This is a genomic window from Amycolatopsis regifaucium (genome assembly GCF_001613935.1).
Classification (GTDB): Bacteria; Actinomycetota; Actinomycetes; order Mycobacteriales; family Pseudonocardiaceae; genus Amycolatopsis; species Amycolatopsis regifaucium.
Window position 1 is genome coordinate 587,793 of the sequence record NZ_LQCI01000034.1, and the last position, 18,738, is coordinate 606,530.

Below are 18,738 nucleotides of genomic sequence, written 5' to 3' on the forward strand. Positions count from 1 at the left end.
GCTTTACTGGTTTAGGTCTCGTTTTTTGTGTTCGTGTTGGTTCACGCTCGCAGAACTCAGCGGGCGTAGTGTCTCCTCATTTCCGAGGAAGCAAACCGTCTGGTCATGACCCGGGTTGCCGACGTGGCTTCCTGTTTGTTTGTGTTGCATATGGAGATTTTATGACTCAGGGCACTGTGAAGTGGTTCAACTCCGAGAAGGGGTTCGGCTTCATCACTCCCGACAACGGCGGCGGCGACGTCTTCGTGCACTACAGTGAAATTCAGGGCAATGGCTTCCGCAGCCTTGACGAGAACGCCCGCGTGGAGTTCGAGATCGGTCAGGGTGCGAAGGGTCCGCAGGCCACCTCGGTCAACGTGATCTGATCCAAGCTTTCAAGCAGGGCCGCTTCCCTCGGGAGGCGGCCCTGCTGCTTTTTCCGGTCCTTCACGGTGAGACCAGCCCGGTCTCGTAGGCCGGCACGATCGCCTGCGCCCGGGCGTGATCGGATATTCGCCCCGTTCGGCGCCGGATACCACCGGATCCGCCACGCACGGAGGAGATGCTTCTGTGATGCAACCTCGTGCAACTCTTTCTTTCGCGGCCTCGACGTCGTTTCCTTGTAGGACGTGGCGCGGCAGCGGAGGACATGTGGGCGAAGTGGTCGCGGGGATCCTGGCGAACCCCGCTTCGGAGCGTGACATCCAGAGTCTGCGTTCGGCACTCCGCGTAGCCGGAGTCGGCCGGGTGATGGTGTGGACCGAGGCGGGCAAGATCATCGGCACCGTCCGCCGGATGGTGGACGCGGGCGCGAGTGTGCTCATCTGCCTCGGTGGCGACGGCATGATGCGGGCCGCCGCGGCGGCTTGCGGCGACGTCCCGTTGCTCATGCTGCCGATCGGGAGCACCGCGCTTCCCGAGCCGACCGTGGCCGGGCTCGCCGCCGGGCTGCTGGCCGGCCATCAGGTGGACCCGGACCTGGTCACGAACCGTGCGACCGTCCTCGAGGTCGTCACGAAGGCTCGCCGGGAGATCGCGCTGAACGACGTCAGCGTGTCGGCGGAACCCCGGTGGGATCCCGCGTCGCTGACCGAGCTGTACTGCACGTTCGCCGTGCCGGACGGGATCGGCCTGTCGAGCATCGCCGGCAGGTTGTGCGCCAGCCCGAAGTCCACTGTGGACGGCGTGGCGGTCTCGCTCGGGCCGGTCGACGAGACGCCGTATGTCGTCCAGGCGCCGATCGCGCCGGGCGAGGTCCGCGCGGTGGGCGTCCGGGGCTGGAGCGTGCTGTACCCCGGCGTGCGGGTCGACCTGGGGGCCGCGGGCGGCTCCATCGCGCTCGACGGCGAACCGCATTTCGTCCTCAAGCCGGGAGAGAGCGCTTTCGTCGAGTTGAAGACCGAAGGCCCGTGGTGCGTCGACGTCCGCGCCGTGATGGCGGAGGCCACCAGGAAAGGCCTGCTCCTCGGGCGGAAGCCAGAGCGGATCCTGCCGTCGTCCCAGCTGGTGGAAGCTCCCTTCATCCGGTAAGTCCGCCCCAGGTCACAGAGACCTTCCGATCGCCGGTGCGGCCAGGCACACTGGGCGAAACGGACCAAGGGAGTGGACCAGGTGCAGCTGGAAGCGGCGTTGCCGGTCGGCGCGGATCCGCGGCGGCACGCCCGTGTCCTCGCCAAAGTGCACGAAGCCGCCCTCTCCGGCGACGCGCTCCCGAGCCACCCGCGCGCGGTCATCGGCGCGTCCTGGCAGCGCATGCGCCGTCTCGGTCTGGACCCGGATCGCGGCGCGCCCGTTCCCGCGCTCGTCCCGGAGGAGCTGGAGGCTCGTCGCCGCGAGAGCGGCCTCGCCGCCGTCCTGCCCGCCCTGCGCGGCGGCTTGATCAGCCTCGCCGAGCAGGCCGCGCACATCCTGGTGGTCGTCGACGCCGACGGCCGCGTCCTCTGGCGCGACGGCAGTACCGCGGTCCGCCGCCGCGCCGACGGGCTCGGCTTCTTCGAGGGCGTCGACTGGCACGAGAACGTCGCCGGCACCAACGCCATCGGAACCGCGCTGGTCGCCAGGCATCCGGTCCAGGTCTACTCCGCCGAGCACTACGTCCGTAACCAGCACGACTGGACCTGCGCCGCCGCGCCGCTGCACGATCCGAGGGACGGCAAGCTGCTCGGCGCCGTCGACCTCTCCGGCCCGGCCTCGACCGTGCACCCGACGACGCTGGCCCTGGTCGACGCGGTCGCGAAACTCGCCGAAGCACATCTGCGCACCACACACCTTTCCGAACTGGAACGCCTGCGCGGGCTCGCGTCGCCCCTGCTGGCCAAGGTGAAGGGCCGGGCGGTGATCACCGACCCGCACGGCTGGATCGCGGCGTCGGCGGGTCTCGTCCCGGTCGGCCGGATCGCCCTGCCGAACGACGTCACCGCCGGCCGGGCCTGGCTGCCCGCCTACGGGAACTGCCTGATGGAGCCGCTGCCCGGCGGCTGGCTCGTCCGGCTCACCGAAGAGGAGGACGCGCCGCCGACCCGCGTCGTACTCGATCTGAAGTCGGCCAGGGAAAGCACGCTGCGCGTCTCGGGCGCGGCGGGAGCCTGGTCGCACCGGCTGAGCCCGCGCCACGCGGAGATGCTGTACATCCTCGCGCGCCATCGTCAGGGGAGGTCGGCTTCGGAGTTGTCGCTCGACCTCTTCGGCGACGCGGGCCGCACCGTGACCGTCCGCGCGGAGATGTCCAGGATGCGACGGCACTTCGGCGGGATCCTCTTGGGCAGGCCGTACCGGTTCGCCGACGACGTCGAGGTCGTCGTCGAGCGGCCGTCCGACGGCGAGGTCCTCCCGCACTCCGTCGCACCCGCCGTCCGCGCCTGAGAACTCCACCCCCGGCTCAACCCGGCGATGGTCCCGTTCCACCCCTCGGCGTTCCTAACGTTCGGTCCATGGGAAACATGAACGGAAAGGCCCTGCTGGGTCTGGTCGCGATCGGTATCGTCGTCCTTCTCGGATTTTTGGCCTATCGGTTGCTCCTGGTGGAGCTGATCACCCGGCTGAGTGATCGCTGAGGGGGGAGATGGGGAAGCGGGAAAGGCCACTGCTGCCGGACACGATCGCGCCGAGCTGGCTGGTCGTCCAGTTGCTCGGCACGGCCGCGGTCGTGGTGGTGCTGCTGACCGCGAGCGAATCCAGGGCGTGGATCTGGATGGCCTACGGCGTTTGCGGCGTCTGCTGGCTGGGTTTCGTGGCGGCTTCCCCGCGTCTGCCCAGAGTGGCGACGGCGCTGCTCGCGGTGGCGACCGTCCCGCCGTCGCTCGCGCTCGGCTGGGCCGAGGATTCGTCCGCCATCGTGCTCGCCGTGGTCACGGTCAGCCGGTTCGCCACCCTGACCGGCCCTTCGGTGGCCGCCATCGTGGGGGTGGTAAGCCTCGACCTGGGCCTCGCGGTGATTCCCGGCCTGCTCGTGGGCTCCCCGCTGGTGGTGGTGTTCGGCAACGTCGGCGTCCTGCTCGTGCTGATGCTGCTCGGGCTGAACCGGCGGCAGTACGAGGTGCAGGCGGTCCAGGCCGCGGCCTTGCTGGAGCAGACCAAACTGGCCCAAAGCGAACACGCGCGGGCCGCCGCGCTCGACGAACGCACGCGGATCGCCAGGGAGATCCACGACGTCCTCGCGCATTCGCTGGGAGCGTTGGGGATTCACCTGGAGGTCGCCGAGGCGCTGCTGGCCGAGAAGTCCGATGTGGACGGTGCGCTCGGCAGGGTACGGCTGTCCCGGCGCCTGGCCGCCGATGGACTGGCCGAGGCGCGGGGCGCCGTCGCGGCTCTGCGCAGCGACGTCCCGTCGCTCGCCGAAGCCTTGCGGTCGCTGGTGGAAGCGCACCACGGCGGGGTGACCTTCGAGGTTTCGGAGGAGCAGCGCCCGCTGCCGTCCGCCGCGGTGGTCTCGCTGGTCGGCGTCGCGCGGGAGGCGTTGACCAACGCCGCCAAGCACGCTCCCGGCCGTCCGGTGTCGCTCCGGCTGTCCTTCACCCCGGCGGAAGTCCGCCTGCGGGTGCGCAACGAACTCGGCGATACCGCCCGATCGGAGGACGCGGGCGGATTCGGTCTGACCGGGATGCGGGAGCGGCTCGCGCTCGCCGGTGGCACGCTGTCCGCGGCACCGGAGGACGGGCACTGGACGGTGGAGGCGGTGGTGGGGGCGTGATCCGGGTGGTCGTCGTCGATGACCAGCAGGTCATGCGCGAAGGGCTCGTCGCGTTGCTCGGACTGATCGACGGGGTCGAGGTCGTCGGCTCCGCCGGTGACGGACGGCAGGCGCTCGACCTGCTTCGCGGCACCGCGGCCGACGTCGTGCTGATGGACCTGCGCATGCCCGTCCTCGACGGGGTGGCCACGACCGGACTGCTCAAACGGGATCACCCGGACGTCGCGGTCGTCGTCCTGACGACGTACGCGGACGACGCTTCGATCGCCGACGCGCTCCGCGCCGGAGCACGCGGCTACCTGACCAAGGACGCCGGCCGCGCCGAGATCGGGGCCGCCATCCGCGCCGTCGCCAACGGACAGGCGATCTTCGCCGCCGAGGTCTCCGACAGGCTCGTCGCCGCGCTCGAAGCGAAAACGGTCACCCGGGCCAGGACCGAGCTCCCGGACGGCCTCACCGCCCGCGAAGGCGAAGTACTCGGCCTCATCGCGCGGGGGCTGTCCAATCCGGAAATCGCCGCCGAGCTGTACATCGGCGAGGCCACGGTGAAAAGCCACATCAACCACGTCTTCGCCAAGATCGGTGTGCGCAATCGTGCGGAGGCCGTGCGCTACGGCTTGGAAAAGGGGCTCTGACGTCGTCGGCAGATCACGTGCCGATGACACACGCCGGTGTCACTGGCTGCGCAGATCCCGACTCGGATACCTTCTTGCGGGTAGAGCCAATGGGGAGGATCGGCGATGACGAGCACTGTGACCCGGCCGGGGAGCCCCGCGCCGCCCCCTGCGCCGGAGGGCCGCGGCGGGATCGCCGGGCTGCTCGAACTGCCGGGGAACGGGATCCGCGCGATCATCCGGTCCGCGGCGACCACGCCGGGCAGGCTGTCGGTGATCGCGATCGGACTCGTCCTGCTGTCGCTGGTCGCGGGACTGTTCGGCACGCTTGCCGCGCAGGAAAAGAAGGACACGATCAACGGCCTGATCGACCACCGCGAACCGCTGGCCGCCGCCGCGCAGCAGGTCTACCGCGCGCTTTCGGACGCCGACGCGACAGCGGCGAGTTCGTTCCTCTCGATCGGCACCGAACCGCTCCCGATGCGCCAGCGCTACGAACGCGACATCGCCGAAGCCGGTGCCGCGCTGGCGAAGGCGGCGTCGGACTCTTCCGGCGTCGACGAGGCGGCCGAGAAGATCAACATCCTCGGCCGTGAACTTCCTGTCTACACCGGACTGATCGAAACGGCGCGCACCTACAACCGGCAGGGTTATCCCGTCGGCGCCTCTTATCTGCGTGAGGCTTCCGAGCTGATGCGGGCGAAAATCCTTCCCGCCGCACAGGATCTCTACCGCATCGACACCGACCGGCTCGCCGCCGAACAGGACGACGCGACCGGATTCCCCTGGCTGGCAACGGCTTTCGTGCTCGCGCTACTCGCCGCGCTGATCTTCACCCAGGTGCATCTGACGCGGAAGACCAACCGGCTGCTGAACATCGGGCTCGTCGTGGCGACCGTGTCGGTGGTGGTCGCCCTGCTGTGGGGCGCGGTGGCGCTGATCGTGCAGAGCAGCCTCGTCGGCGGCGGCGAGGAAGACGGCTCGCACCAGGTGGACGTCCTCGTCCGCGCGCGCATCGCGGCATTGCAGGCACGAGCCGACGAGACGCTGACCCTCGTCGCCCGCGGCGACGGCGCGGCGTACGAAAAGGACTTCCGCGACCTCGCCGCGCGACTCGGCGGGGCCGACGGACAGGGCGGCCTACTGGGTGAAGCCCGCGGCCTCGCGGCGGGTGGCGCGGCCGCCGAGAAGGTGGACGCGGCGATCCAAGCGGCCTCGGCGTGGTTCAAGGCGCATGCCGAGGTGCGGCGCCAGGACGACGACGGCTTCTACCAGGACGCCGTCGGCACGGCCATCCGCGACGACAAGAAGGACGGCGCGGCCGGGGCGTTCCTGCGGCTCGACGAGAGCCTGGTCGCCGCGATCAACGTGGGACGACAGGAGTTCCTTGACGACACCCGCGGCGCCGAACGCGCGCTGACCCTGCTCGCGCCGGGGATCGCGGTACTGGCGCTGATCGCGGCGGCGGGATCCGCGTTGGGAATCCGTGAACGGCTGAGGGAGTACCGGTGATGCGCAACGGTCTGCGAACGGCCGTGCTCGGCGCGGTCCTGCTGCTGGCGACGGCTTGCGGCAGCGCGGGGGCACCGGTCGATCCGGCCCCCGTCGGCGAAGTCGCCCCGCCGCTGCCCGCGAACGTCGGCGGGGCGGACAACGCCGGTGGCGGCGGCACGGCCGACATGAGCTGCAACCCGCTGGCGAGTCTGCGGCCGACCAGCGGCCTGCAGATCAGCAGCGGCTCGACGATGGCGAAGATCAAGGAGAACGGCAAACTGATCGCGGGCGTCGACCAGACGACGTTCCTGTTCGGTTTCCGGAATCCGACGTCGGGCCAGCTCGAAGGCTTCGACATCGACATGGTCAACGAAATCGCGAAGGCCCTCTTCGGCAGCGCGGAAGGGCGCGTGCAGTTCCGCGCGATTCCGTCGAAGCTGCGCGAAGAAGTGCTTGAGAAGAAACAGGTCGACATCGTGGTGCGGACCTACAGCATCACCTGCAGCCGGCTGAAGAGGGTCAACTTCTCGACGGCGTACTACCAGGCGGGGCAACGGATCCTGGTCGACGCGGCGTCGAAGGTCGCCCAGCTTTCGGATCTCGCCGGGCGGCGGGTCTGCGCGACCAAGACGTCGACTTCGCTGACGAAGATCGCGTCGGACCCCTCGAAGCCGGTACCGGTCTCGGTGGACAACTGGTCGGACTGCCTGGTGATGCTGCAGCAGAAGCAGGTCGAGGCCGTGTCGACGGACGACGTCATCCTCGCCGGGATGCTCGCCCAGGATCCGACACTGAAGATCGTCGGGGACCGGTTCACCGAGGAGAACTACGGAATCGGTATCCCCAAGGAGAACGAGGACATGGTGCGGTACGTGAACGCCGTGCTGGAGAACGTGCGTGGTGGCGCTTGGCAGGCGAGCTACGCGAAGTGGATCGGGAACAAACTCGAAGGCGGGACGCCGCCGGCGCCCCAGTACAAGTGAACACGGGCCGTTCGGGAGCGATCCCGAACGGCCCGTTTCGTACTAGGGAGATTTCTCGCCGATCACCGGCGGCACCGGCTTCATTTCGCCGTCGTAGCCGCCGAACAAGACGTCGGCATCCTCTTCCTGGAGGTAGTTCGGGGCCTTCTTTTCCTTGTCCTCTTCCTTCTGCCCCTTGCCACCAGGACCGCCGGCGCCCATCGCGCCCGGACCGCCGCTCTTGCCCGCGGCGGCCGCGCCACCCCGGGTGATGCGCTCCTCTGGCAACTTGCCCGACCCGGACCCGCCGCCCTTGCCGGCCAGCTTTTCGGCCTCACCGGCCGAAACCTTGCCGCCCGCGAGCCGCTCGGCGACGTTGCCGGCCCCGCCGTTACGCCCGAACCCGCCGCCGCTCTTGCCGCCCCCGCTCTTGCCGCCCCCGCCACCGGTCAACCGGCTCGCCGCGCTGCCGCCCGGCCCACTCGTCGTCCGGCCTGGCTTGCCGCGATACTGCTCGCTGCCCAGCCGTCCGAGACCGGAGGGCCCGGGGCCGTTGAGGGCCGCCAGCCCCGGCGTCGGACCGGGGCGAAAAGACCCAGGCGGCCCGCTGAGCGGCTGATTCGGCCCGGACACCCCCAGGTGGCCGCCGCCCGTGGTGATCCCCGGCCCAGGCCCCGAGGTCGGCCCAGGCCCACCAGGGTTGCCCGGCCCAGGCATCCCCGGCCCGGTCCCGGGCCCGCTGCCCGGCCCACCGCTGAACCCCTTGACATCCCCGCCCGAAAACCCGGACGCGGAGGTCGAATCACCCATTTCCGGCGGCGGGGAGAAGGTGGGCTGCTGGGAATTGACGTCGAAGAGAGACCGGTCGTAGGTGTGCATCACCTGCGCGGCCTGCTGGTGCGCCTGGAACGACTGCTCCTGCTTGGCCGAGATGTTGCCGACCGTCTCCACCGCGCCCGCGAAATTCCCCGACGCTAACTGCTGCATCGCGTTCTTGTACTCGGCGTTGCGATCGAACGGGACCTCTTCGGGCATGGAGTTCTTCGCGGTGGTCGCCGCGGCCGCTGACTGGGAGAAGCGGTTGGACGCGAGGTAGGCGCCGTCGCCCGCGTTGTCGGCCCACTTGCTGATGTTGGAGAAGAAACCGGTGACGGCTCGCGCACCGTCTCCCTGCCAGTGCTCGCCCTCTTTGCTGATCGCGGCGCGGACAGCGTTGCTGAAGGTGTTCAAGGAGTTGCCCTGGTTGTTCCAGAGTTCCCCTTTTTCGTCGATGTCGCGGGGGTCGAGGTCCTGCGTGACCATGTTCTTCAAGTCGCCGTGCGGGACGGCTTCGTAGCGTTGGTCCGACGGGGTGAGGCCGGTACGGAACTGCTGGCCTTGCGTAAGCGCCGCCGCCTGATCAGCGGAGTACTGTCCCGCCCTCGCCTCGGCCGTCAGCTTCGCGGTCAGAGGGTTCCCGCCGGGGCCGGCATTGGTCTCGTCGTAGGTCTCGGAGTAACGCTTGGCCTCGTAATCGCGGTTCGCCTTACCCGACACCGAGAACGTGCTGTTGAAGTCGTCTTGCCCGACGTTGACCATGGTCCCTCCCCGTTCCGTAGTCAGTTTCCTCTTGGCAGCTTCGGTTCAGCGGCTTCCGCGATTTCCCTGGACAGCGCGCAGGCTTCCTCGTTGGTTCCTCTGTTCAAGGAGGTCGACGCTGTCATGCGAGACGTCGGTGTGACTGCGATCGCCACCGTACAGGCTTGTGTGCCGGAGTCGCCCGGGATTTCCACCGCTTCGCGATCGCCGACTTTCGTCGGAACCTTCGTTCCTTGCCCGGGTGACAACTGATCGATCCCGGCTTTGGAGACGAGGTAAATACTTACGGAGGCGTATCCACTCTTTTCGGCCGCGCAGCCGTTGTCGCTCTCGTAGGTCTCGACCTCCGGGAGGTCGAAGCCTTTCGGAGTGGTGGTCGGCTCAAGCAGGTCGCAAGCCCGCATATCACCGAATACATCTTTCGGTCCAGCGCTTTGCGATTGTGAGGCTGATTTCGATGGCGACGGTATGGGGGTGGCGTTCCCGGGCTCCTCCCGAGAGCAACCGGACACTGTGAGTGCTAGCACGACCGGCAGGCTGGCAAGCTTCAATAACTTTGATTTGATCAGCATATCGATTTCTTGTCAGTCCTATTTCAGAGAATTCAGATGGTCGGTGGCGCCTGTGTCCTGTTGCTTGTATTTCGACTTGGCCAGGTCGATCGCGTCCATGGCTCGGTTGAGCACGTCTTGAAGCGTGTCCAGTTGAGTTTTGGCCGATAGCTCGTCGCCATCGGCGACCAAGGCTGCGTGGTGTCCGACCTGCTGCGCAAAAGGGCCGGTTCCGAGCATCGGTTTTTCGGAAAGACGTTGGAAGGCCCGCTGGTTTTTACGCCAATCATCGACGTACTCGGTGATTGCCCTCTTCAACGCCTCCCCGGCCTCTTCGCTGACCGCGAACTTCCCCTCCTTCGCGGCCGTCACCATCGCGTCGGCCTGCGCCGAGAAATCGCCCAGCATCTGCGAAAAGTCACCCGGTGGTCCACCGGTGCCGTCTGCCATGGTCTCTCCCCTGTACCAAGTGCCGGTTACTCGTCGCGTTCGTCAGATCACGATATCAGCGGAGGTAGGTCGACAGAGCCCCTTCGGGCGAGGATCACGCGCTGCCGACGCGGGCGGCTTCGACCAGGTCGTGGATCCATCGTGCCAGGTGGGAGCCGCTCGTCGGGGTGAACGTGCGGCGGACTTCGCCGTCGGGGAAGCGGTCCGTGGTGAGCATGAAGCGGCCTTGGACGCTGTCGAACCACTGGACGCTCTTCTGCTGTGGTTTGCCCCGGTCGTCGCGCAGGGTGACGCTGATGGTGCCGAGCCTCGCGAGCGGGTATTCGAAGAACCGGCTCGCCGCGCCCAGGCGGAGGTTGTCCGGGTCCTCGTCGAACGGGTCGTCCGGTCGCTTCGACGGGGGAAGAGTGCTGGATGTCGTCACTCGTCCGGGGAACGGCTGCAGTGACGGCAGGTTGCCGAGGAGGGTCGCGACGACCTGTTCGGGGTAGACCGGCTCGAAGAGGATGTCGAATCCTCGTTGCTGGCTCACGACACCCGAACGGCGGTCCCAGCCGCCCCGATAGAGGTATTCGGCGTCCTGCTCGACCTCGTGCGCCTCCAGTGTGACGACGAAGTCGGCCGTGGCCCAGAGCCGAAGGGTCTCCTCGTAGTCCCGCAGGAGTTCACGGCCGCGCGCGAAGCCGCGGTCGGCCAGCCCGGCCCAGACTTCCTCGCAGTGCCGCTCGCGTTCGGTGTAGGTGGTGCCGACGGTCGGGATCTCGAAGGGCAGCACGAATCTGCCGAGTCCGAGTTCCTCGAGTACGACGTCGAGCTGGGTCATCGACATCGAAAATGACGCAGGCACTCCGACCCTCCCTCTCATCACCTGCTGAATCGGTTCTCTCCCGCACCGTAGCGGGTTCGACCCGGCGCGGGCACGACCTGCCTGCTCGCGACTAGGATCGGGCCTGACTTCGTCGCGGGGATTTCGGGAGGTACCAGTGTCGGATGAGCCGCGCCGTCCTCGGCACGCAGCGCCGGATGACGCCAAGCCGGAGAAGGAGGCGGAGGCAGCCTCGTGGACGCCGCCGGCGCCGGTCCGCTGGGAAACCCCTGAACCGTCCATTTCCGGCAGGCTCGATTTCTCCGAGCCGCCCCAGGGCAAGCCGGAGCCCAAGCCGGAAAGCGACGCCGAGCGCACGATTTATCACGCGCCGGTCCAGCGCCCGCAGACTCCACCGCGCGGTCAGCAGCGGCCGATCCCCGGCGCCGAAGACCCGACGCGTCCGCCGGGTGAGATGGCCCCGGTGAGCCCGCGGACCCAGGTCGTCCGCCCCGAGTGGCAGACACCCGCCGACGCGCCGCAGCCGACCAGCGTGCTCTCCTCGCCCACCCCCGAGACGCAGAGCATCATGCCGCCGACGCCGCGCGTCGACAGCGGACCGGGACCGCTGCCGGATCCGGGCACGGAAAGCGTGCTCCCCGAACGTTCCAGCGAAAGCCGGGGAACCGGGAGCGGCACCGGCACGGGTACCGGGTCGGGCAGCCGGGGGACCGGCACCGGAACGGGTTCGTTCCCCGGCACCGCGCGCCGGACGTCTTCGCGTACTTCGCGTCGTGGCCGTCTGGGCGCCGGGCTCGTCGACGTCCCGCAGGTGCCGTACCGCGACCCGGCGTCCGCCGTCCTCGAAAACCCGATGGTGTCGGAGGAGAAACGCTTCTGCGGCAGCTGTGGCGCCAAGGTCGGCCGCGGCAAGGACGGCGAACCCGGCGCGCCGGAAGGCAACTGCGAGAAGTGCGGGAACCCGTTCTCCTTCGTCCCGAAGCTGCGGCCGAACGAGATCGTCGGTGGCCAGTACGAGGTGCTCGGCGCGCTCGCGTACGGCGGGCTCGGCTGGATCTACCTCGCGCAGGACCACAACGTCAGTGACCGCTGGGTGGTGCTCAAGGGCCTGATCGACACCGGGGACGCCACCGCGATGGCGGCCGCGGCCAACGAGCAGCGGTTCCTCGCCGAGGTCGAGCATCCGAACATCGTCAAGATCCACAACTTCGTGCAGCATCCGGACGGCGACACCGGCAACTCCGTCGGCTACATCGTCATGGAGTACGTCGGCGGCCAGTCGCTGCGCCAGCTCGCGCTCGCGCACCACCGCGAGACGAAGCGCCCGGAGCCGTTGCCGATCGGCCAGGTGATCGCCTACGGGCTCGAGATCCTGCCGGCCATAGGCTATCTGCACAGCCAGAACCTGCTGTACTGCGACCTCAAGCCCGACAACGTCATCCAGACGCACGAACAGCTCAAGCTGATCGACCTCGGCGCGGTCCGCCGCATCGACGACTACGAGAGCCCGCTGTTCTTCACCACCGGCTACAGCGCGCCCGAGCTGGCGACACACGGCGCTTCGGTGGCGTCGGACCTGTATACGGTCGGCCGCACACTCGCCGTCCTCAGCTTCGAATTCTCCGGCTACACCAGCAAGTACAAGACGACCCTGCCCGGGCCGGACGTCGTCCCGCTGTTCGCGCTCTTCGGTTCGTACTACCGCTTCCTGAAGCGCGCGACGCACAGCGACCCGGATCGCCGGTTCATCGCGGCCGAGGAGATGGCCGACCAGCTGACCGGCGTGCTGCGCGAGATCATGGCGCTGGGCACCGGAAAACCGCGTCCGGGCGCCTCGACCGTCTTCGGTCCGGAGACCCGCACGTTCGGCGTCGACCTGGTCGTCCCGGAGCACGGCGGGAGCGTGCCGCTGCCGGATCCCGGCGAGGTCGTCTCGGGCCTGCCGATCCCGCAGGTCGACACGGACGACCCCGCGGCGGGCATGCTGGCCTCGACGGTCGCGCTCGACCCGAGCGGCGCGATCGAGGCACTGGCCGGCGCGCCGCGCGAGTCGATCGAGGTGCGATTGCGCATCGTCCGCGCCCGGATCGAGCTCGGCGAGCTGGTCGAAGCGCAGCGGCAGCTGCAGGCCGCGCAGTATCTCGCCATCAAGGCCGGTTTCCCGCACGACTGGCGGATCGACTGGTATCGCGGCCTGATCGAGCTCGCGGGTGGCCGGTCCCGTGTCGCGCATGTCGCGTTCGAAGCGGTGTACGACGACCTGCCCGGCGAGATCGCGCCGAAGCTCGCTTTGGCCGTCAGCGCGGAGGGTGTCGGGGACTACTTCGGCGCCGCGCGCTACTACGAGCTGGTGTGGCGAACGGACCGGTCGTACGTCAGCGCCGCCTTCGGGCTCGCTCGCGTGTACCTCGCGCAAGGCGCCCGTGCCAGCGCGATCGAGGTGCTGGAGGCCGTCCCGGCGTCGTCCACGCATCACGTGGCCGCACAGGTGGCCGCGATCAAGATCAAGACCAGGAACAACGGCGGCGGCAAGGATCCGGTGCCGGTGTCCGAACGCGACCTCGTCGACGCATCGACGCGGCTGGAGCGGCTGCAGCTCGACGCCGAACGTCGCACGCGGCTGTCCGCGGAGGTCCTCGAAGCGGCATACGGCTGGCTCAGTGCGCAGAACCGGCCGACGCCGGGCGCGAAGGTGCTCGGTTGCGAGCTGGACGAGCGGGGCCTGCGGTTCGGGCTCGAGCGCTGCTACCGCACGCTGGCACGGCTGGCCGGCACGGTGGACCAGCGCGTGGAACTCGTCGACAAGGCCAACGCGATCCGGCCGAGGACCCTCACCTGACCCGCGTTTCGTCCTCTGAACGCGGTGGTTCGGCGTACGAACTACCGCGTTCAGAGGACGAAACGCTCAGGGGTTGATGTCCCACTCGCGTTCGCGCTTGGCCTTTTCGTGCGCGGCGGCGAGCTTCTGAAGCGCCTCGGGGTCGCCGTGGGTGCTGAAGTGCTCGAACTCGACCCGGACGAACAACGCCCGCGCCCGTACCGCGACAGGACCGTCTTCGGCGTCGAGGCGTCCGTCGGCGCTGACGTAGATCTTGCGGCCCGCGATGCCGTCCAGCTTCGTCGCGATGTAGAGCGTCGAGCCGACCGGTACCGGCCGCAGGAAGTCCGTCTCCAGCTTTCCGGTGACGGCGGGGCGACGCAGCAGGTTGCCGACGGTCGCGCCGAGCGCCTCGTCGAAGGCGCAGGCGAGGAGACCGCCATGGGCGAGACCGGGCGCACCCTGGTGGGCGGAGGTGACGGTGAACTTCGAGTACACCGTCGTCCCTTCGCCCACCGTGGACTGCAGGTGGAGCCCGGCCTCGATCTCGTCCCCGCACCCGAAACACTCACCGAAGTGAATGCCGAGGTCGCTGCCCGGCTGCGGGGCTTTCGGGTGGACGGTCGCCGGTTCGACTTCGACCGGCGGCCACGGCTGGGAGATACGGCTCATGGAAAGACGTTAACTCGCGGGTAGCTCCGAGGCCTCGCCGGGAGTGACCGGTTCCGGTTTCCGGCGGCGCACGATCCGCGAACTCACGATGCGGCGCAGGGAGACCCCGGCCGTCTCCGGCAGCAGCAGGATCGGGATGGCCGCGATCGCCGCGGCGCCCATCAGGTAGTACGCGGGCCACAGGTTGTCGCCGGTCTTGTTCACCAACGTGCCGATGACGTACGACGCCGTGCCACCGAACGCGGCGGTGGAAACGCTGTACCCGATGGAGAAACCGCCGTAGCGCTCCTGCGTCGGGAACATCGCCGGCAACGTCGCCGCCAGCACGGCCAGAATCAGCACCAGCGGTACGGCGATCATCACCAGCCCGAGCATGAGCTGCCAGGGGTTCCGGTCGTCCGCGGCCGCCCCCATCAGCGAGAACGCCGGAATGGGCAGCACCAGGAAGCTCGCGCAACTCGCGATCAGGATGGGTTTTCGCCCGATGCGATCGGACAGCATGCCGACCGGGACGATCAAGACCAGCATCAACGCGATGGTCGCCAGGATGATCAGCAACGGGGTGTGCCCGCTGAAGCCGACCACGTCCTTGAGATAGGTCTCCAGGTAGGTGATCACGATGTAGTCGGCCACGTTCAGCATCACCACGATGCCGATGAGGTGCAGGATCGAGGTCCAGTGCTTCTTGAGCAGCGCCTTCAGCGGCGACTTCTCGACCTGGTTCTTCTTCTCGATCTCCAGGAACAGCGGGGTATCCTCCAGCTTGTTCCGCAGGTAGAGACCGATGATGCCGAGCGGACCGGCGATCAGGAACGGCAGGCGCCAGCCCCATTCGCGCATCGCCTCGTCGCCGAGGACCACGGTGAAGATCGTGACGAAGCCGGCGCCCATCGCGAAGCCGACGAGGGTGCCGAACTCCAGCCAGCTGCCCCAGAAACCCCGGCGCCGGGCGGGGGCGTACTCGGCGATGAACGTCGCCGCGCCGCCGTATTCACCGCCTGCCGAGAAGCCTTGGATGGTGCGCAACAGGATCAGGAGTACCGCCGCGGCGGGTCCGATCGTGGCGTAGGACGGCAGCAGACCGATGATGAACGTCGATCCGGACATCAGGATGATCGTCAGCGCGAGCACCTTCTGGCGCCCGATCTTGTCCCCCAGCGGACCGAACACGAAGCTGCCGAAAGGCCGCACGACGAAGGTGAGCGCCAGTACCGCGAAGGTCGCCAGCGCGCCTTCGGAAGTGCTGGAAGCGTTGAAGAAGACCTGCCCGAGGATGGCGGGCATGAAGCCGAAGACACCGAAGTCGTACCACTCGATGCAGTTACCCATCGCCGCACCGGCGACGGCCTTTCTGATCTGCTCAGGTGGGGCCTCCGCTGGTTCCCCTTTTTCCTGATGTGACGCGCTCAGCGCCTCTTCGGCCATGGGTTTGACCTCCCGACCCACCCGTTTACTTACCCATCGTCGACGGTTGGTTCCCTCGACCGTAGGTGTTCAAACGTGCGGACTCAGCGCTTTGCATCGATCGCGCGAGCGTCGTACCCCCGTTTGGGTGGTGAACCCTCAGGTGATGCCGATGTCAGAAAATTTCCGATCACTTTGGGTTACGCCTGGAGAAGCGGGCGTCCGGGCAGAGATCAGCGGGTCGTGATCGGTGTGGGCGGCTCGCTCGGCCCGTTCGTCGCGGATGGCGCGCGAGGAGGCACGGCCGTGGTCGTGCGGCCCGGCTGAACGGTCTTGGAGGCCGCCCGCGTCGGGCCGGACTTCGGTGTCGTCTCCGCGGCGGGTGGCTCCGGTGGAGAAGACTCCGGCCGGGGCGTCGACTCGGAAGACGGCGGCGAGACCGGTAGCGGGGAGATGGTCGACAGGCCGGGCTCCGCGGGTTGTACCGGCGCGGATCCCTCACCACCGCGACCACCGACGGCGATCGCGCCGAGCACGATCACCGCGACCGTCGCCAGCGAACTCCCGGCCACGGCGAGCCGTTTGCGTCGTCGCCGGATGCGGCCACCCTTCTCGATGATGTCCGCCGCCCGGATGCCCAGCGGGGGACCGCTCGCCCGGTGCGAAAGCACGCCCTTGATGTCCTCGTCCATCTCCTCACCTCCCATCGTCGTGCGCTCCGCTCAAGGCCAGTTCGCTGAAATGCGGTCCGAGCCGCTTGCGCAGGGTCGCGAGGCCCCGTGCGCTCTGACTCTTCACGTTCCCGGTGCTGCAGCCCAGCGTCGCGGCCGTCTCTTCGACGCTGAGGTCTTCGAAGTAGCGCAGCACCAGCACGGCCCGCTGCTTCGGCGCGATGCCGGAAAGGGCGTGCCTGACCAGCATCTCCTGTTCCGTACTGCCTTCTTCGCCCGGAATTTCGGGCAGGGCGTCGGTGAGCTTCTCCCGTTTGCGCCAGACGCGCCGATGCTCGGAGAGGAACGTCCGCAACACGATCTTGCGCGCATAGGCGTCGAGAGCGTCGTGCCGGGAGAGTCTCGGCCAAGCCAGGTACAGCTTCAGCAGCGCGGCCTGGGTGATGTCCTCGGCGTGATGCCAGTCCCCGCACAAGAGGTACGCGGTGGCACGCAGGGTGTGCGCGCGCTCGTCGAAGTACCGGGCGAACTCGCCGTCCCACGGCGAGCCCGTCCCGGTCTTCGACGAGCGGCTCGACGACACCTAGTTACCGGCTCCTTCGACGATGGCGGGGAGGTGCAGATCCCCGGTCGGCCCGGCCGGGACGGCCTTGGGCACGCGGTGCTCGCCCGGCTTCACGACGGCGGCGCCGGGCTTCGGCGGGGCCGCCTCCGGACGCGCCGGGGCGGTGGTGGCGCGGGTCGGCTCCGCCGGCTTCGCGGTGGTGGGCGCGTTGGCCGGTGGCTGGGGCGCCTGGGTGGCCGTCGGCGACGGCGCGCTCTGGTCGGCCGACGCCAGCGACGTGGTCGCGAAGACGGCGCCGCCCGCCAGCAGCAGCGCGCCGAGGGAAAGAGCGATACGAGTACGCAAGAGTGTCTCCTCGATCCGGGCGCCGCTCATTGGCCGCGGCGCCTTACGTCGTTAGACATGCGCCCCGCCCGGCCTGGGGTTGCATCGAGTTTCCGCGGGTTTTCACCACACGAACGGCCGGAGACCACGAGGGTCTCCGGCCGCCCGGTTCCATGGAGGTACTTCAGCTCGTGAGAGCGGACAGTTTCGTCCACTCTTCCCAGGAGTAGGTCCAGTCGCTGTAGTCGCGCGCCCGGTTGATCCGCTGGGTGCTGCCCTCGATCTCGACGGGGTCGCCGACGAGCGCGCCCGCCATGTACTCCTTGGCGTTCGCCGGAGCGAGGTTCACACAGCCGTGCGAGATGTTCTTCTTGCCCTGGGCCCAGATCGAGGGCCCGTAGCCGTGGATGAACTCGCCGTTGGTCGAGAACCGCACCGCGGACGGCACGACGATGTTCTCGTAGTCGTAGCGTTCGTTGGTCATCGAGTACGTGTCGTGCTTGGACATCACCACGTGCGTGCCGCTCGGGGTGACGCGGCCCGGGTCGGCGTCGAGGCCGTAGCTGGCCGGGTAGTCCGCGATCTGCTGACCGTCGCGGATCACCAGGAGCCGGTGGGTCTGGGTGTTGCCCTTGACGATCTGCGAGCGCCCGATGGTGAAGCTCGCCGAGCGGTCTTCCTTGCCGTACACGCCATCGCCGATCTTGACGCCGTAGATCTTGGCGTTGAACTTCACCGTGGTGCCGGGCTGCCAGTAGGCCTTCGGCCGCCAGTGCACCGAGGTGTCGTCGTGGACCCAGGCCCAGGAGCCCTCGGTCTTCGGCGTGGTCTCGACGGAGAGCGCCTTCTCGACCGAAGCCTTGTCGGTGACCTTGCCCGGGAAGGTCAGCGTGATCGGCATCGCGACGCCGTAGGTCTGCCCGTCGAAGACGTTGATGTTGGCGCCCACCTGCTTGCGCGGCTTGACCGTGGTGAAGGCACCGCCGACGTCGACGGGCTTGCCGTCGGTGCCGGTGGCCTTGCCGGACCAGGTGTAGGTCTTGCCGTAGCCGAGCTGTTCGGTGGCGGACCAGCTCTTCTTGTCCTCGGACGGCTGCCCGGCGACCTGCTTGCCGTCCGGGTTGGTCAGCACGACCTGGTCGAGCGTGCCGTCGGCGACGCTGACCTTGATCGGCTGGCCGGGCGCGACGTCCTGCGCGCCCGCGGCCGGTTCGTAGGTCAGTTTGGCCGGCGCGGCCGCCTGTCCGCCGGTCTCGCTGCTGATCGGGCCGCCGCCGTCCGGCCCGCTGGCCGAAACGGTCGGCTCGCTGCTGCACGCCCCCAGTGTCAGAACGGCCACCAGCCCCAGTGCCGCGAACGCCGCGCGGCGGCGGGCGGTTTCAGTGAACCTCAAAGCTTCCCCTTTGCTCCCCTGTACACCGACCATGACGTCCGGGCCGTCCCTTAAGTTGATCCCACGGAGAGTGATGCGAGTCACAATCGGGTGGATCATAGTTCACGATCGGGGCATGTCCGACTTCGGTCCGTATCCGGCGATGACCTGAGGTCGGCGCGCGGCGGAAGGGTAGCGAGGGGATCCGACAGAAAGCGGCGCGGTATACGACGTTCCGGTGACCTTGGGACTTGGGGGTGCCCAGAGTC

At 68.4% G+C, this 18,738-nt stretch carries 19 protein-coding genes; 9 read left to right on the plus strand and 10 right to left on the minus strand.

Annotated features, from left to right (window positions below; all coding sequences use genetic code 11):
- Positions 1 to 161 precede the first annotated feature (161 nt).
- From AVL48_RS26600 to AVL48_RS26630, 8 genes are all read left to right on the plus strand, one after another.
- Positions 162 to 365, plus strand: coding sequence for a cold-shock protein (locus AVL48_RS26600; RefSeq protein WP_061980223.1), 204 nt, complete (start codon positions 162 to 164; stop codon positions 363 to 365).
- 265 nt (positions 366 to 630) lie between these two features.
- Positions 631 to 1,509 (plus strand): diacylglycerol kinase family protein, encoded by an 879-nt coding sequence (locus AVL48_RS26605; RefSeq protein ID WP_061980222.1) that lies wholly within the window; start codon positions 631 to 633, stop codon positions 1,507 to 1,509.
- 72 nt (positions 1,510 to 1,581) lie between these two features.
- On the plus strand, positions 1,582 to 2,841 hold the full coding sequence (locus AVL48_RS26610; protein WP_061980221.1) for a GAF domain-containing protein: 1,260 nt from the start codon (positions 1,582 to 1,584) through the stop codon (positions 2,839 to 2,841).
- A gap of 68 nt (positions 2,842 to 2,909) precedes the next feature.
- On the plus strand, positions 2,910 to 3,032 hold the full coding sequence (locus AVL48_RS40605) for a hypothetical protein (protein ID WP_279626641.1): 123 nt from the start codon (positions 2,910 to 2,912) through the stop codon (positions 3,030 to 3,032).
- 8 nt (positions 3,033 to 3,040) lie between these two features.
- Entirely contained in the window at positions 3,041 to 4,168 is a 1,128-nt protein-coding gene (locus AVL48_RS26615; protein WP_061980220.1) for a sensor histidine kinase, read from the plus strand.
- Positions 4,165 to 4,803, plus strand: coding sequence for a response regulator (locus AVL48_RS26620; protein WP_061980219.1), 639 nt, complete (start codon positions 4,165 to 4,167; stop codon positions 4,801 to 4,803). The genes AVL48_RS26615 and AVL48_RS26620 overlap by 4 nt, the downstream gene beginning before the upstream one ends.
- Positions 4,804 to 4,908: 105 nt before the next feature.
- Positions 4,909 to 6,294: a hypothetical protein gene (locus tag AVL48_RS26625; RefSeq protein ID WP_061980218.1), complete on the plus strand. Its 1,386-nt coding sequence runs from the start codon at positions 4,909 to 4,911 to the stop codon at positions 6,292 to 6,294.
- Complete coding sequence (locus AVL48_RS26630) at positions 6,294 to 7,259, plus strand: glutamate ABC transporter substrate-binding protein (RefSeq protein ID WP_061980217.1); 966 nt, start codon at positions 6,294 to 6,296, stop codon at positions 7,257 to 7,259. Before AVL48_RS26625 ends, AVL48_RS26630 begins: the two co-directional genes overlap by 1 nt.
- Positions 7,260 to 7,301: 42 nt before the next feature.
- Here AVL48_RS26630 and AVL48_RS40610 read toward each other — a convergent pair whose 3' ends face one another.
- From AVL48_RS40610 to AVL48_RS26650, 4 genes are all read right to left on the minus strand, one after another.
- A complete protein-coding gene (locus AVL48_RS40610) occupies positions 7,302 to 8,816 on the minus strand; it encodes a PPE domain-containing protein (RefSeq protein ID WP_061980216.1) in 1,515 nt (504 codons plus the stop codon).
- 20 nt (positions 8,817 to 8,836) lie between these two features.
- Positions 8,837 to 9,388, minus strand: coding sequence for a DUF3558 family protein (locus tag AVL48_RS26640; protein ID WP_074038217.1), 552 nt, complete (start codon positions 9,386 to 9,388; stop codon positions 8,837 to 8,839).
- 18 nt (positions 9,389 to 9,406) lie between these two features.
- Positions 9,407 to 9,817 carry a hypothetical protein gene (locus tag AVL48_RS26645; protein ID WP_061980214.1) on the minus strand — a complete coding sequence of 137 codons (411 nt, stop codon included), beginning with the start codon at positions 9,815 to 9,817 and terminating at the stop codon, positions 9,407 to 9,409.
- Positions 9,818 to 9,911: 94 nt separating this feature from the next.
- Positions 9,912 to 10,664, minus strand: coding sequence for an ESX secretion-associated protein EspG (locus tag AVL48_RS26650; protein ID WP_244162514.1), 753 nt, complete (start codon positions 10,662 to 10,664; stop codon positions 9,912 to 9,914).
- 136 nt (positions 10,665 to 10,800) lie between these two features.
- Between AVL48_RS26650 and AVL48_RS26655 the strand changes: the two genes are divergently transcribed.
- Positions 10,801 to 13,482 (plus strand): tetratricopeptide repeat protein, encoded by a 2,682-nt coding sequence (locus AVL48_RS26655; protein WP_061980212.1) that lies wholly within the window; start codon positions 10,801 to 10,803, stop codon positions 13,480 to 13,482.
- Positions 13,483 to 13,548: 66 nt separating this feature from the next.
- Here AVL48_RS26655 and AVL48_RS26660 read toward each other — a convergent pair whose 3' ends face one another.
- The 6 genes from AVL48_RS26660 to AVL48_RS26685 form a co-directional block, all read right to left on the minus strand.
- Entirely contained in the window at positions 13,549 to 14,133 is a 585-nt protein-coding gene (locus tag AVL48_RS26660) for a PaaI family thioesterase (protein ID WP_061980211.1), read from the minus strand.
- Positions 14,134 to 14,142: 9 nt separating this feature from the next.
- Entirely contained in the window at positions 14,143 to 15,558 is a 1,416-nt protein-coding gene (locus AVL48_RS26665) for an MFS transporter (protein WP_061980210.1), read from the minus strand.
- A 212-nt stretch (positions 15,559 to 15,770) separates the two neighbouring features.
- Entirely contained in the window at positions 15,771 to 16,229 is a 459-nt protein-coding gene (locus AVL48_RS26670) for a hypothetical protein (RefSeq protein ID WP_244162513.1), read from the minus strand.
- Positions 16,230 to 16,233: 4 nt separating this feature from the next.
- On the minus strand, positions 16,234 to 16,791 hold the full coding sequence (locus AVL48_RS26675; RefSeq protein WP_061980208.1) for a SigE family RNA polymerase sigma factor: 558 nt from the start codon (positions 16,789 to 16,791) through the stop codon (positions 16,234 to 16,236).
- Positions 16,792 to 17,148, minus strand: coding sequence for a hypothetical protein (locus AVL48_RS26680; protein ID WP_061980207.1), 357 nt, complete (start codon positions 17,146 to 17,148; stop codon positions 16,792 to 16,794).
- Positions 17,149 to 17,281: 133 nt separating this feature from the next.
- Positions 17,282 to 18,523 (minus strand): L,D-transpeptidase, encoded by a 1,242-nt coding sequence (locus AVL48_RS26685; RefSeq protein ID WP_061980206.1) that lies wholly within the window; start codon positions 18,521 to 18,523, stop codon positions 17,282 to 17,284.
- Between the last annotated feature and the right edge of the window lie 215 nt (positions 18,524 to 18,738).

What these genes read in the sequence shown, in the direction of transcription:
- AVL48_RS26680 (WP_061980207.1), bottom strand. Translation starts at nt 17,148, where the DNA reads ATGAGCGGCGCCCGGATCGAGGAGACACTCTTGCGTACTCGTATCGCT.
- AVL48_RS26615 (WP_061980220.1), top strand. Translation starts at nt 3,041, where the DNA reads ATGGGGAAGCGGGAAAGGCCACTGCTGCCGGACACGATCGCGCCGAGC.
- AVL48_RS40605 (WP_279626641.1), top strand. Translation starts at nt 2,910, where the DNA reads ATGGGAAACATGAACGGAAAGGCCCTGCTGGGTCTGGTCGCGATCGGT.
- AVL48_RS26640 (WP_074038217.1), bottom strand. Translation starts at nt 9,388, where the DNA reads ATGCTGATCAAATCAAAGTTATTGAAGCTTGCCAGCCTGCCGGTCGTG.
- AVL48_RS26670 (WP_244162513.1), bottom strand. Translation starts at nt 16,229, where the DNA reads ATGGACGAGGACATCAAGGGCGTGCTTTCGCACCGGGCGAGCGGTCCC.
- AVL48_RS26645 (WP_061980214.1), bottom strand. Translation starts at nt 9,817, where the DNA reads ATGGCAGACGGCACCGGTGGACCACCGGGTGACTTTTCGCAGATGCTG.
- AVL48_RS26660 (WP_061980211.1), bottom strand. Translation starts at nt 14,133, where the DNA reads ATGAGCCGTATCTCCCAGCCGTGGCCGCCGGTCGAAGTCGAACCGGCG.
- AVL48_RS26665 (WP_061980210.1), bottom strand. Translation starts at nt 15,558, where the DNA reads ATGGCCGAAGAGGCGCTGAGCGCGTCACATCAGGAAAAAGGGGAACCA.
- AVL48_RS26630 (WP_061980217.1), top strand. Translation starts at nt 6,294, where the DNA reads ATGCGCAACGGTCTGCGAACGGCCGTGCTCGGCGCGGTCCTGCTGCTG.
- AVL48_RS26625 (WP_061980218.1), top strand. Translation starts at nt 4,909, where the DNA reads ATGACGAGCACTGTGACCCGGCCGGGGAGCCCCGCGCCGCCCCCTGCG.
- AVL48_RS26600 (WP_061980223.1), top strand. Translation starts at nt 162, where the DNA reads ATGACTCAGGGCACTGTGAAGTGGTTCAACTCCGAGAAGGGGTTCGGC.
- AVL48_RS40610 (WP_061980216.1), bottom strand. Translation starts at nt 8,816, where the DNA reads ATGGTCAACGTCGGGCAAGACGACTTCAACAGCACGTTCTCGGTGTCG.
- AVL48_RS26685 (WP_061980206.1), bottom strand. Translation starts at nt 18,523, where the DNA reads ATGGTCGGTGTACAGGGGAGCAAAGGGGAAGCTTTGAGGTTCACTGAA.